Origin of the sequence: Flavivirga abyssicola (genome assembly GCF_030540775.2) — a bacterium.
GTDB lineage: Bacteria > Bacteroidota > Bacteroidia > Flavobacteriales > Flavobacteriaceae > Flavivirga > Flavivirga abyssicola.
Map to the genome: position 1 here is coordinate 1532574 of NZ_CP141266.1, position 13580 is coordinate 1546153.

The following is a 13580-nucleotide window of genomic DNA, read 5'->3' on the forward strand; positions in this document are numbered from 1 at the left end:
GGCGAGAACTAGCCATTAATTATACACGTTGTTACCATGCGTTTTTATATTTTTTCAATAAGTTTCCATACTTTATCAAGCCTTTTTAATTGCGACTCCTTTTCACATTCTGACTTCCGTATATTAATAATCTTTTGATAAATTTCTTTATTCTTTTCGTTTATTGATATAGTCGATTTTTCCATGTACTGGGGCAATTGTTTACTTGGACATTTCCATAATTGGTCAGTCAACAAGTTTTCAACTTTGTCTTGATACTCGGAATGCTTGTTAAGTTTTGCGAATATCTCGATACCACTATCAACTGTTATTACAGAACCTTTACCTACTGCATCTGAAATTAAGTCTATTGATTCAAATAATTCCTTACTTTTCAAATCTGTAATTGTCGCTAAAGCAATCATTCCTCCCCAAATCAATCTATTGTTTTTACTAGATAATAGGTTTAAAAATTCTTTATAATAATTAGCAATCAAGTCAGGTTTTATATAGGCAGTTTCATAAAGAGTTTTTATACAATCAGCTTGAATTTTTTTATCCTTGTTTTTCAAATTCTCAACAAGTTCCTTAATTGCATTCCTATCTTCAGCTTCTGCAATTTCCTTCGCTAAAGTTATATTCGCATCATTTCCTTTTTGCCCTAATGATGATGAAAGTTGGTTTATTACTGTCATAATTTTTCCTTTATTGCCTCAATTTAATAGGTTTTCTCTTTAATGCATGGTAACAATTATATAAACGCACTTTATGGCGTTTATTTCTAATATACAAACCAAATATAAGAAATATCTTTCTCTATTTATGCCATCATATTTTACCAATAAAAAGGGGACATTTATGTAAAATTAAGTATGGTTTCTTTGCTTTATGTACTGCTTGAAAAGTTTTATAAAAACATCTCAGAATCAAAGAATTCCTTTATCGAGATATTAATCCTCATAACGCTAGTATTTACTAGTGCCGTACCAAGTAAGAAAAAATAAGATGGTTATCTATTTTCGCACTACCAGTTACAAACTGGCGGGAGCAGTTATTTCATTCACTTAAAGAGAATAGTACATCATAGGAATTTTGTCCCGATATCTTACATCCATCAATGTTTCCTTTGCTGTTTCTTGTAAATTCTATACGGCTAATGTATGATAAATCAGTTATGAAACTATCTTTGTCTATTGGCTTTAATTCTATGTCTCTATTAAAGTTATGAGTAGCTATTAGTTTATTATCTTTTATTATAAATTCATAGGACGTTTCAACTTCATCACTTTTATAAATTCCTTTAAGTTCTTGTAAATCTATATTAGCATATTTTGGCGGATTTAGAGTTACTTTTTTTGCAGGATAATAAAAGTCTGAAAAATGCCAATTAAGACTATCTTTTATAAACTTTAACTTACTATGTGCTCTGGCTGGAAATTCAAATTCATTTTTTCCCGATACAGGTAGTTTCAATTTATCATCATAACCATAACTCTTAAAAAAGAGAGAGTCTTGTTCGGCTAAAATAGTTATATATAAACCTGGAAAAACTTGATAGTCTCCTTCAAACTTTTTTAAAGTCTTATTTGTATAATTTGGCCGTTCTTTTTTAATAGGCTCTTTAATGTAATTAGATAAAAAAACATCTAATAATCCATAAGAGATATTTAAAGGATTGAATGATTCAAAATTACCAGAAACCACAATATTAAGTTTGTGTTCTGGCACTCTTAACAAATACGATCTATAACCTGCATCTCCACCTCCGTGAAAAATAACATCTAAACCTTTATATATTTTTAATTCTTGACCTAAAGCATAAGGAATTATCTCTCCATCGTTTAAACGACTTTTAGTTTCCATTTTTTTAAATATGCTATTACTTCCAATGATTGGATTGTCAAAGTTATTAGCCCAAAGAGACAAATCGCTTATTGTAGTATAAAGTCCTGTAGATCCTACAATAGATCTATTAATTGGAATGTAATAATACTCGTTATTTTGTTTAACATAAGAAAGCGCTTTGTTTTTTACCACTAGACTTGGATCATCTAAAAACAGGCTGTTTTTCATACTTAGAGGCTTAAAAATCCTTTTGTGAGCAAACTTAGCAAAAGTCATCCCAGAAACACGCTTCACAATTTCTGCTAACAGGACATAACCCGAATTACAATACTGAAACCTAGAGCCTGGTATAAAATTTAATCCTTTTTGTCTTAATAATAGATTTACCATTTGTGTTTGACTTGTACAATCTAAATCTGTTCTACCTTTAAGACTATTTAAATCTGTATTATCTCTAAATCCGCTAGTGTGGTTTAGAAAATGCCTAATGGTTATATTATAAGGTAATCCGTTGAGTTCGGGCAAATATTTTGTAATGTCATCATCTATAGAAAGTTTTCCTTCATCTTCTAATAATAAAATTGAGAATGCAGTAAATTGTTTTGATATAGACCCTACAACAAATTTTGTGGAATCTGTTATAGGGATCATATGTTCTAAATTTGAATAACCCTTATTCTTTTTATAGATGACGTTTCCATCTTTGACTACAGAAATAGCTATTCCGGGATTATTTTTAATTAGATATTCATTAAGTAATACCTCTATTTTTTGAACATTGATATCTTGCGATTGATTTTGCGCAAAAACAGAAAAGGTTAATAAAGTAAAGATTGATAAAAAAAGCGTTTTCATTTTTGTTTTATTTTAAATTCAAGACAAAAGTGAAAAGAAGTTGTTAGTATGGCGTACAACTAAATAAAGTAGTACGCTTTTTTATACTATAAATGCGTGTTACTTTTTTAGAGAACGTACTACTTTATGTTAAGGTGTTTGTTATCAAATACTTGATCGATACTCAGTTGGTGTTAAACCTGTATGTTTTTTAAAAGCCTTATTGAAAGGAGATTTAGAATTAAAGCCAACATCGTACAAAATTTCTAAAATAGTAAGGTTTTTATTTGAAGGGGTTTCTATTAATGTTATCGCTTTTTTTATACGATACGTTGTTATGAAATCGAAAAAATGCTGATTTAGATGATGATTGATTAAAATAGATAATTCTCGTGAGGACATTCCAAATTGATAAGCCAATTTCTGAATAGTTAATGAAGCATCAAGAAAGGGTTCTTTCTCTTCCATAAAATGCTGCAGCTTTTGGATTTGTGACTTTACAACACTATCAACTTCTGTAACTAAATCCGTTTTTTTTAGTTCTTCATTTACTAAAAGATGTCTAGTATCTATAGCCTTAAATAACTCTGGTTGGTACATACTTTTCAATACAATCCAAAATAGAAAGCCTAATAAAACTAATATAAGTAATAATCTCATTAAATTTAAAGTATCTATATCACTACCTATAAATTTATACAATTGTTTAAATTGGGAAAATGCAAAAATAAATGAAACAACTAAGGTTAATTGATATAACCATTTGTAGTTAAAAGAAGTTGTATTTGAATAATTCTCTATAAGTAGCTTTTTGTATTTTTTTAGTTCAATAAACATTAAAACCAAGTAAAATAAGCTAATAAGTGTACTAACTACATAGCTAATTTTAACTTCAATTTGAGAGTTGAAATTTTCAGTAAAAAGAACTCTTTCACTTTCACTAACGCCATAAAATCTAGGGGTAAATATTAAAATGCCAATAATTAAAGGAAGTAAGTGTAAGAGGTGTATAAAACGAAGTTTAAAATCTGAATATATATTAGATAATAGATACAAAAAAAGTAACGGACTAGATAAATCAATAGTTTGATCTCGTAACATTTCAAGAACAGTTGGAAACTCTATATATTGAGAATAGAAGAAAACACTAATATGTATTGCAAATACAATAAAATAAATGGCTAATAATCTGTTTGCTATTTTATTTTTAGATTTTACAGTTAGTAAAAAAAAGGATAGTAGCACAGAAAAAACCAGAATAACTAAAGTAATAGTACCTACTATAGTAAGTTTATCCATTTTTATAGAGTTTTATTGTTTTTGTAATTGTACATAACAATTGTTAGCTAATGTTTTTTAATCAGTTTTATATTTTCTTCAGTTGTCGTTAAGAAACTAAAATTTTTGTTTTCCTTTTCTATAGTTCTGTCGATAATCATTATGCTATCAGTCAGTTTTTTTACTTTCCATAACTTCTCAACTTTATCAAAATCGCTTCGCAACTTCATAGTCAAAAATTCAGCTGAATTACTGATGTCAATGCTTGATTTAGAAACTTGATAAAAATTAGGTAGATGAAATAGTATCTCCTTTAATTTCGTAAAATGGTGGATATTGAAAATCACTTTCAGAAATTCCTGATGGTGCAGATAGTGGTGGTGGTGGTTTTGGCAAACTGTCATTCAAGTATAAATCATAGTTTTTTCCTCAATCCAAATTCCGTTTAATAACTCTTTATTCCATTGAACTTGCCTTTTTTCAAGAGTTACTTCATAGTTTTTTTCAGAAATTAAAAGTCCTTTCAGGGTGTTCTTGTCAATTTGCTTAATTGCAATTACTTGTCCATCAAAAACTAATAAGTCATTATTCTCAAAAGATGTAATACGCCAAGGTAAATTTCTGTCACTATATTCGAAGATAGTATATGTTGAGTCTTTAAATTCAATAGTTAATGTGTCTTTTTCTCCAATTGAGGTCATATTAAAAGTATTTCCTCTTAATTCATCAGCGATGTCAACCCGTTCAACATTTTTTTGACAACTAAACAGCATTAAAATTAGAAGTGAAATTATTGTCGGTTTGTTCATTTTTAAATGTTAGCTAACGTTAAATATATGGCAAGTGGAGCAGAAAATAAGCGATTATTTTCTTTTAGCCACAAGCCAAATCTTTTGCATTTTGTTTTTAATTTTTATACCAAATCAAAAGATTTGGCGATTTTGCAAATAGACAATAAGCTTTTGGTTAAACACTAATTACCCTATTTGCTATATATAGTGTTCTAGCCAGTTATTTTATCTTGTTTTCGAGGAATTTGAGGTCATTTTTTAACAACGCATTTAAACAATCTAAAACATCTTGTTTGGTTTGTCCAGTAATGTCAGTCAAATAATTTTCATTCATTTTTTCCGATAAACCAAAAAACTTCTTCACCATTTTTGGACGTTTATAAAAAATATACCATTCTTTTCCATCTATTGCTGAAATTGCAATTCCATTTTTATTGTTTTTATTTTCGATTTCTAATGAAGGAGAAAAATAGATTTCATTTTCTTTAGAAGAACTCATGCGTTTTAAGTAATCATCCCAACCAATTGAATGAAACTTTTCAATCACTTTCTCTTTTTCTATATCACCCAATTCAATTATGTCTTTTTTAAAAGGGTCACAAAATGATGCTCTAAATTCCATTTTCTCTATTTTAATTGATCTATCATTTTCTTGATTTCTACAGGAAAAAAGTAAAAAGAAACTCAGAACTATTAATACTTTTTTCATTAATTGGCTACAACAATTGTATAAACACACTTTATGGCGTTTATTCAGAAATATTAGGGAATAAACTCCATAAAGTGCATTTATTTTCTATATTTTATTTTCCTTTTGAAATTTCTATTGATCTTTTTATTCTTAAATTCTCCATCAATTTTATTTACAGCATATATCTTTTGTTCAGTCCAATTCCCTAATTTGTCATATTTATACTCGACTTGATAGTAGGTATTGTCATTTTTATTCCAATTTCTTGGATAAAGTATACAATCTCCGTACTCGTTATATTTATTATTATTAGTTTCTTTTGTTTTTTTATTTGAAATTATTTTTGAAACTGATTCATTTATTTTTTTTCCAGAACCATTATAAACTCTCCAAATCTTTTTATTTTCTTCATAATAGTATTGAGTTGTTTCATATCCTAAGAGTTGATTGTTAGAATTGAAAAGTTTTGATAATGTTTTATTTTTTAAAGAGTCGTTTTGAATAATCTCAAAATCTATTAAATTTCCATTTTTATCTATTGTTCTCGATTCTATCCTTCCATTTTCATCATATTTGTACTTTGTTAATTTGAATCTCCAACCAACTGTAGGGATTTTGCTATTGAAAGACCTATAAATCAGATTTCTATTTTTATTAAAAATAAAAATTAATTCAGCATTGAACTCTGAATTTTTATATCTCTTCTCAGAAATTGTATCTAGGTTTTTAGAATAAAGAATTATAGATTTTTGGTATTCGGTACTACTACTATTATAAAAAGTATAATTTTTAATTATTTTTGAAGGAACTCCAAATTTGATATTATAACTATCGTGAGTATCAGTGTTAAATGATTCTTTTTGTTGTGCATTCAATTTTGAAATAAAAATGATGAATAAACCTAAAAGTATAATTTCTCTTTTCATAGTGTAATTAATCCTAACTGTTTGATATAAAAATAGTGCGATTTTATGCACGAGGATTTTCAGCAGGAAAATCAGGCGTAACAAAAGAGCACCAACCTTAGATTAGGCATCTAATTTAGAATTATTTTTATACATTGTTGTGTGTCCGTTTTTTTAATCCCACCACAAAAACAACCGTTTTTCCTCTCTAATTATTCTTTCGAGTTCTTTAATTTCTCCAACTCCTTGGTCAACCGCATCAGGGCAAAATTCATAGACTTCTTTAGCGAATAAAGAAACATTTTTAATGTCTTTTTCAAAAATCAATTCAACCCAATCATAATCAGCTCCTAATATTTCAATTCCATAGATTTTATCCCAATCTTTTAATTTTTCGATAACATCTTTATTTTCAATTTCAAAATTGATTCCATCAGTTTTTTGAACACTAAGGATATCAAATTTGTCAGTTGATTTTATAACTGAAATTGTGGAAGGGCTTTTATATCCACTTTCAGATATAAAAAGTAAATATCCTTGTTCTTTCAATTTATCCTTATAAGTCAGTACAATTTCATAGGATTCATTTTCTGAAACTCTAAATGAGATACCGTTTATTTTTTCAACACCAATTTTTTGCTCATCTCCATTTTCTCCAATTAGATATCCTGGGTCTGATATTTCCAATTGTGTGAACTCCTTATTAGTTTTTTGCTTTAACTCTGATAAAACCGTCTTGTCAAAGCCAATATTATTAAACAATTTCAACTCAGATTCTGAGTAATTTACAGAATTTTGACCACAACTAATTATAGTCATAAGTAGTAGTAAATAATTTATTTTTCTTATCATTTTATAATTTATAATACAGTGTTTTAAATGGCTCACAATAATTGTACAAACGCACTTTATGGCATTTATTCCCTAATATTTCTGTATGAACGCCTACAAGTGCGTTTATTTTTCATATACACAAACCAAATATAAGGAATATCTTCAGGGTTGAATTATGCTTTTATAATACTCATTAACTTAAAACTTTGCTTAACTGCCACTAGTTACAAACTGGCGATAGCAGTGTGTAATTTCTTTAATTCAGTCAAATTCGGTTTTGTGGAATTCCAAAAGTTTATCTGTGAAAAGGCCAATCTCCTTTTTCTCATTTACTTTAAATGCGATATAAAATATTAAAAAAGGGATTATGAAAAAGAAAATCGGGAATAACCAATTCCCTATAATCAACATAATTATTGAAGTCAGAATTCCGAATCCGAGTAAAAGTTTTGCAGCGACGTTCATTGGGAATTTTAAATCGAACTTTAAGTCATAATTTTCAGAGTCATTTAAGACCCCAATTAATCTATGGTTATTAGTAAAACGATTGGGCGTCAATTCAAACTTATCTACTCCAACATATCCATTATAAAATCCGCTAGTAATTAGCTTATTCAGAATCTTTAAATTTTTATCACTTTTAGTTATCGTTCGTCTCATTTCTCAAATTACACGCAACGTGTTTGTATATGGTTTGTTGCATGGTTTAAGCACCTAATTTAGCAAATACAAACCGAATAGAAAATCCGAGAGGACTCTCGTAAGTAGGCTAGAACTAACAATAAATTATATACGTTGTTAGCAGCTGCTTTTTAATCAAATTCAATTCGTTCTTTATTCTGTTCAGCCCAATCAATAATCAAGCCTTTAATTCTTGACTTGTCTTCTTTTTTTAATTCCGATTTGGTAGGCAAGCACCAATGGGCTTCAGCTTCAAACCATAGTCTTATTCCTCCAACTTCTAATTCCCATTCGAACTCTATCAGTTTGCCATTTTCTACAAAATAGATATATCCATTTTTTCCTTTATTCGAGAAATGAATTCCGTTTTTTGTCAGCAATTTTTCAATTCCGTCTTTTTTTCTTCGTTCCGTTTTCCATTCTCCATTTAGTTTCTCTGAAATATGTACTTGAAAATTATTCTCACTTACTTTATAAGTTGTCCAACCAAAAGGTAACTTATAATCTAAACCTTTTAAAGTTTTTTTCGTCTGCTTTTTGCAATAAGAAGCCACTTTGTCCATTTCCATTATATTGGCGGATTTAGCTAATTCAGTCCAAAATTCTTCTGAAAAATAATGTTCGGTTTCGTCTGCTAATTCAACAAGACTTTCCAAAGCAAGTCCAAACTCATTTTTTTCATAAAATTCAATACTATTTTTAAATTGTCGATGGTTTTTATAGAATTCAGGAATGTAGTCTATCATTCGCCTTATTATCTTTTTAGGCGATGATTCTACTCGTTTTTTCTTTATGAGACTAAATATTCCCAATGTTCGTTTTAAGTTGCTACAACAATTATATAAACGCACTTTATGGCGTTTATTTTTTATATACGCAAACCAAATATAAGGAATATCTTAGGGTTGAATTATACTTTTATAGCGATTCATTAGTTTAAAACTCTGCTTAACTGCCAGCCAGTAGCGAGGAGTAGTTGTGTGGTTTAGCGCTTAACTTTACAAGTACACACCAAACCGAAAACCCTTGCGGATTTTCTAGTCGAGAACAAGCAGTTACTTATTTATAGCAAACGTTTTTTTAATTTAATCAGGATAGTATCCCCAATTATATCCTCGACTGTGTACGTAATAATGGAATGTATTAGGTGTGCTAACATAATAATAAACAGAAAAATCAGTGTCTTTAAAATTATAAGTTATGTGATTTCTTAATTCAGGATATTTGTATCTGTATTCTGATATATCCACTGGATATTTACCATTTCGTATTTTGTACTTATATATGTAATTTACAACACTCGCTGATTCATTCTTTAATAAAAATAGTTTATGCCCTAGTAGTATTTGCCCAGGTATTAGAATTGCCCCTATAATAATGGTTATAAAAAAAGAAAGCAGTTTACGTTTGAGGATGAACAGTAAGATTGGTATTATATTTAGAAAAATCATTAGAACATAAAAACCAGATGTTACTTCTCCAATAGTTTCGTAAGCAAATAATGCAGAGAGGATCTCAAGAGTTATTAGAATTGAAAGAAAACAAATAAAAATAATTACTAAACTATTTTTGTTTTTTATAGAATATTTCATAGGTGATGTCAATGTTTGCTAACGGTCTCTTATAACCATCAGTTACGGTTTTAAAGTTACAAATTTTCGGTTGAACACTGATCTTAGCAATTCCGAATGGACTTAGGATAGAGTCGAATCTGCCGTAATTGCGGTTATACATTGTTGGCAACAGTTTTTATCCACAGCCACCGCATCCTCCACAACCACCGCACCCTCCATCAGAACCACATCCACTATCGTCCGAGGAATCATCAAATCTATTTACAGATTCAATGATTGGCATAAAGTCAGAATCGGTTATAGCAATTAAATCGAATTGATTTTTTGTTGTATTGTGATAGTACAAATCTGAATAACCACAATCAACCCAAACGGAATCTGTATTTTCTTTTTTAAAATTTGATTTCTTTTTTTCAATCAACTCGAAAATTTCGGTTGGTATTTTAGATATAAGTACAATGTTACTATTAAGGGCAAGTAATGTTTCCTCAATACCTTTATTCTTTTTAGTAGTATTGGTTCTAATTCGTCTTAATTCCCTTTTTATTTCTTTCTGAACTTCTATTCCATTTTCTGAAATGACCTTTATTCCTAATAGCTTTTGAAAAAAATTTGATTTGAAATATTGTTTCATTCGCTTGTCAGAATAAATATATTTCAATTTATATTCTTCACTATTCTTAATCTTTTCAAAAGCTGTCTTTAACAGATTTGAGAGTTTTATTTTTAGTTCATTATCTCTTGCAAATACAGAAAGAAATATAGATTCGTGTTTTAACGATTGATAGCTATAAAATGATTTACCGAAACTAACAGTTGGGTTTTTCTTCTCCTTTTTTGTGGCTTCTGGTTCAACTTCTATCTTAAGTACTTGTTTTAAAATCAAATCAAAAAAAGTAACTCTTGCAAGTTTATCAACTTTCATCTCTGGGTTTTCAATAAGCAAGATTTCTGCTGGTGATAAACTAGTTAATTCTTTAATCATATTTTTCTAAATTTAGGAACTATCCAATTTCTATGAAGGTTAACTCTTCTAAAGTTTAACTCTCCAAACCTTATTTTTGAAGGAGGCCAAATATCTATTGGAATTTGTTTTTTAAATATTTTCAAATAAAGTTCTTTCGTTTTAGAATACCAATCGCCAAACTTTTCTTTTTCATTCTTTCCGCCTTTTGTTGGTCCATGATGAATTTCTCGTCCTAAAGTATTTTGACAAAATTCTATCCAATATGACCTAGTGTATAAAAGGTGTAAATGCCAAACTTGGTCAACCTGGTCAGAAGGTGTTAACGGATGGTCAGAAATACAAATCGAAGTGAATATTCATATTTCCACCCATTTTCTCTACATAACCTATCAGTAAAAGTGAATCTAGAATCAAAATCATCCAATTGGAATTCTTCTACTTTATTCCATAATGTTTTTTGTTCTACTGTCATTTTTTAAATTGTTGCCAACGTTCTGTGTGAGCGTCAGTAACGAGAAAGTGCGTGAGTACTTTCTTCTGATGCAACCTATTTAGCGAAACGAATTGAAAGTTTCAATGTTATTAGCTATCAATTATTTTTTAAGATTTTTTTCGTAAAAATAAGACCATCACTTCTTTGGATCTTTAAAACATAAAATCCCATATCTAAACCGCTCATATTGATTTGTTCAATTCCAGAATTTTTTTCTAGTAAAAATACTACCTGCCCAAGTTTATTGTATAAGCATACTTTCGTTATGAGTCCATTTGGCTTTAAATGTAATATATCGAAAACTGGTACTGGGTAAATAGAAATACTGTTAATACTACTTTTATCTAATGATAATGTATTTTTGATTTCATGCCAAAGCAATTTGTTGTTGTAAGAAACAGAAATAATATCTTGTTTTCCATCATTGTTTAGGTCTGCTAAATGTAAGTCTTTAGGAGTGTCTAAGTTTTTACTAATTACATGATGATGAGTAAATTCACCTAAACCATTAGCGTTCTCTATCCAAATAACTTCATTTCTATTACCAGAACAATAAATAATGTCTTCATCCCCGTCCTTATCTATATCATTTGCATTAACAGCGATGGCTGGACTAGATATGTCATTAACATTAACAAATAGATCTCTTTGAGGACTAAATTTTCCCATGCCGTCTGTATTCTCATTCCAAGTTATTTTATCGTATGCACCATAGCCAACCAGAATATCTAAATCACCATCGCCATCTACATCACTAGCATGAGTAGAACTTACACCTGCTAATGAAGAAGCCTCATTTGCAATGTCGATAGCCTCTCCAATAGCAAAATTACCCATGCCGTCTGTGTTTTTGTACCAACTGACACCTGTACTATTAGTTAAGGAAAATTTAAAATATGTTAACACATCTAAATCACCATCTTGATCTATATCTACGGGTTCACAGAAATTACTTGAATTTCCAATAGAATGTTCATATTTATCATCAAATGGATTAAAATATCCTCCTAGGTTTTCAAACCAAATTGTTCCACCAGATCTTTTTGATATTATTATGTCCACAAACCCATCACCATTCATGTCTCCAATTTGGAGATGTGATAATAATTTCTCAGCAGTTGTCATAACTCTATGTCTGAGAAAATTGCCATCACCATCTAAATTTTCATACCAAAAAACTTTCCCGCCAGGGCTTACCAATCCATTATTCGATGTTCCAGAAATCACATCCTCATCTCCATCATTATCAATATCTGCTGTAACTACAGTTCTAACATTCTCAATTGAAGCATCAATAGTTCTTTGATAGCTAAATGTTCCTTTACCATCTAAATTTTCATACCAAACTAAGTCTCCACCTCTATCAGTAGTTAAAATAACATCATAGTCTCCATCTCCGTCTATATCTGAAGAATAAGTTGCTGTCGCGCCATTAATTGAACCTCCTAAAGTTTCTTCGTTCTTAAAATTACCAGTGCCATTAACACTTTTGTAGATTGCTATATTATTATTAGAATTTAAAACAATATCAAAAAACCCATCACTATTAATATCTTCAACTTGTATTGATGAAGTATTGGCTACCGAATTACTTATTACTTTTTGTGTGCTAAAAGAGCTTTTTCCGTCCAAATTTTCGTACCATAATAATTGGTAAGTATCTCCAAAGACAACATTAGAAGTTATAACTAAAATATCCTTATCTCCATCATTGTCTAAATCTTTTGGATATGATAAAGAAGCGCCATAAACTTTAGTTGAAATTGTTTGCTCATTAAAATTGCCAAGACTGTTAATATTTTCATATAATGTAACAGTTTTATCTACACTAGAAGTAGAAATAATATCAAAATCTCCATCATTATCAATATCACTCAAATTAATAGAACTATTGTAAGAAGAATTTATAAGTATCTCTTCTCCAAAATTTCCTTTTCCATCAATATTTTTATACCATGAAAGTTTTGAATTTGAAGATAACAAAATATCAAAATCTCCATCTCCGTCAATATCTTCAATAGAAGCTTCTTTTGGTCGAATACCCGTTAAGCTTATTGTTTTCTGATGGCCAAAATTTCCTTTTCCATCAATGTTTTCATACCATGCCAACTTATTGTCATTAATAGAAGTGGATATAATATCTGAATCTCCATCCTGATCCAAATCCGAAGAAAGTATATAATTTGGTCTATCAGTATTATTATCTGATATCATCTTTCTTGGACCAAAGTTCCCTTTGCCATTAGTGTTTTCATACCAAAAAATTAAATCCTTATCTCTAGATATAGCAATAACGTCAAGATCACCATCGTTGTCTAAATCGTCTACATTAAATTTGTTTATATAAATAATACTTGGATTTACGTCACTTATGGTTTGGCTTATTTCATAGCTACCAAGTCCATCAAGATTTTTGTACCAAGAAATTTGCCCATTAGCAAAAACTATGTCAAGATTTTTGTCTCCATCTAAATCTGCTAATAACATATAGTTACTATTTATTATATTTAGATTAGCCTCAATAATATGGTCTTGATAAGTAATCTGTGCCATTGAATAATAAAAACTTATTATAGATGCAAGTAAGATAGTTTTATATTTCATATTTATAGAATTGATATTTATGAAGTTCTTCAATGCATAATCTCTTTCTCCAAATGTTTTCCAACGGTTACGTATAAGAATAGTAGCGGTTTTTCACGCACTAA

13 protein-coding genes are annotated in these 13580 nt (G+C 29.3%); all 13 read right to left on the reverse strand.

The genetic code is table 11. The annotated features are described in order from the left end of the window. Positions 1-44: 44 nt before the first annotated feature. Positions 45-674: a hypothetical protein gene (locus Q4Q34_RS06315; RefSeq protein WP_303316416.1), complete on the reverse strand. Its 630-nt coding sequence runs from the start codon at positions 672-674 to the stop codon at positions 45-47. 361 nt (positions 675-1035) lie between these two features. Next, a complete protein-coding gene (locus Q4Q34_RS06320) occupies positions 1036-2679 on the reverse strand; it encodes a serine hydrolase domain-containing protein (protein ID WP_303316417.1) in 1644 nt (547 codons plus the stop codon). Between the two features lie 144 nt (positions 2680-2823). Next, positions 2824-3957: a helix-turn-helix domain-containing protein gene (locus Q4Q34_RS06325; RefSeq protein ID WP_303316418.1), complete on the reverse strand. Its 1134-nt coding sequence runs from the start codon at positions 3955-3957 to the stop codon at positions 2824-2826. Between the two features lie 383 nt (positions 3958-4340). Further along, positions 4341-4745 (reverse strand): hypothetical protein, encoded by a 405-nt coding sequence (locus tag Q4Q34_RS06330; protein ID WP_303316419.1) that lies wholly within the window; start codon positions 4743-4745, stop codon positions 4341-4343. A 202-nt stretch (positions 4746-4947) separates the two neighbouring features. Beyond that, positions 4948-5436, reverse strand: coding sequence for a hypothetical protein (locus tag Q4Q34_RS06335; protein ID WP_303316420.1), 489 nt, complete (start codon positions 5434-5436; stop codon positions 4948-4950). Positions 5437-5516: 80 nt separating this feature from the next. Next, entirely contained in the window at positions 5517-6344 is an 828-nt protein-coding gene (locus Q4Q34_RS06340; RefSeq protein ID WP_303316421.1) for a hypothetical protein, read from the reverse strand. 153 nt (positions 6345-6497) lie between these two features. Further along, positions 6498-7175, reverse strand: coding sequence for a DUF4253 domain-containing protein (locus Q4Q34_RS06345; RefSeq protein ID WP_303316422.1), 678 nt, complete (start codon positions 7173-7175; stop codon positions 6498-6500). Positions 7176-7418: 243 nt separating this feature from the next. Then, positions 7419-7817, reverse strand: a complete 399-nt coding sequence (locus Q4Q34_RS06350) for a hypothetical protein (RefSeq protein WP_303316423.1) — start codon at positions 7815-7817, stop codon at positions 7419-7421. A 152-nt stretch (positions 7818-7969) separates the two neighbouring features. Beyond that, complete coding sequence (locus Q4Q34_RS06355; RefSeq protein WP_303316424.1) at positions 7970-8584, reverse strand: hypothetical protein; 615 nt, start codon at positions 8582-8584, stop codon at positions 7970-7972. A gap of 339 nt (positions 8585-8923) precedes the next feature. Continuing rightward, on the reverse strand, positions 8924-9430 hold the full coding sequence (locus tag Q4Q34_RS06360; protein WP_303316425.1) for a hypothetical protein: 507 nt from the start codon (positions 9428-9430) through the stop codon (positions 8924-8926). A gap of 157 nt (positions 9431-9587) precedes the next feature. Beyond that, positions 9588-10397 carry a hypothetical protein gene (locus Q4Q34_RS06365; protein WP_303316426.1) on the reverse strand — a complete coding sequence of 270 codons (810 nt, stop codon included), beginning with the start codon at positions 10395-10397 and terminating at the stop codon, positions 9588-9590. Positions 10398-10698: 301 nt separating this feature from the next. After that, positions 10699-10851: a hypothetical protein gene (locus Q4Q34_RS06370; protein WP_303316427.1), complete on the reverse strand. Its 153-nt coding sequence runs from the start codon at positions 10849-10851 to the stop codon at positions 10699-10701. 117 nt (positions 10852-10968) lie between these two features. Next, entirely contained in the window at positions 10969-13476 is a 2508-nt protein-coding gene (locus Q4Q34_RS06375) for a T9SS type A sorting domain-containing protein (RefSeq protein WP_303316428.1), read from the reverse strand. Positions 13477-13580 lie beyond the last annotated feature (104 nt).

Bases quoted from the DNA above. Each gene is read 5' to 3' on its own strand.
- Q4Q34_RS06315 (WP_303316416.1), bottom strand. From the start codon at position 674: ATGACAGTAATAAACCAACTTTCATCATCATTAGGGCAAAAAGGAAAT.
- Q4Q34_RS06320 (WP_303316417.1), bottom strand. From the start codon at position 2,679: ATGAAAACGCTTTTTTTATCAATCTTTACTTTATTAACCTTTTCTGTT.
- Q4Q34_RS06325 (WP_303316418.1), bottom strand. From the start codon at position 3,957: ATGGATAAACTTACTATAGTAGGTACTATTACTTTAGTTATTCTGGTT.
- Q4Q34_RS06330 (WP_303316419.1), bottom strand. From the start codon at position 4,745: ATGAACAAACCGACAATAATTTCACTTCTAATTTTAATGCTGTTTAGT.
- Q4Q34_RS06335 (WP_303316420.1), bottom strand. From the start codon at position 5,436: ATGAAAAAAGTATTAATAGTTCTGAGTTTCTTTTTACTTTTTTCCTGT.
- Q4Q34_RS06340 (WP_303316421.1), bottom strand. From the start codon at position 6,344: ATGAAAAGAGAAATTATACTTTTAGGTTTATTCATCATTTTTATTTCA.
- Q4Q34_RS06345 (WP_303316422.1), bottom strand. From the start codon at position 7,175: ATGATAAGAAAAATAAATTATTTACTACTACTTATGACTATAATTAGT.
- Q4Q34_RS06350 (WP_303316423.1), bottom strand. From the start codon at position 7,817: ATGAGACGAACGATAACTAAAAGTGATAAAAATTTAAAGATTCTGAAT.
- Q4Q34_RS06355 (WP_303316424.1), bottom strand. From the start codon at position 8,584: ATGATAGACTACATTCCTGAATTCTATAAAAACCATCGACAATTTAAA.
- Q4Q34_RS06360 (WP_303316425.1), bottom strand. From the start codon at position 9,430: ATGAAATATTCTATAAAAAACAAAAATAGTTTAGTAATTATTTTTATT.
- Q4Q34_RS06365 (WP_303316426.1), bottom strand. From the start codon at position 10,397: ATGATTAAAGAATTAACTAGTTTATCACCAGCAGAAATCTTGCTTATT.
- Q4Q34_RS06370 (WP_303316427.1), bottom strand. From the start codon at position 10,851: ATGACAGTAGAACAAAAAACATTATGGAATAAAGTAGAAGAATTCCAA.
- Q4Q34_RS06375 (WP_303316428.1), bottom strand. From the start codon at position 13,476: ATGAAATATAAAACTATCTTACTTGCATCTATAATAAGTTTTTATTAT.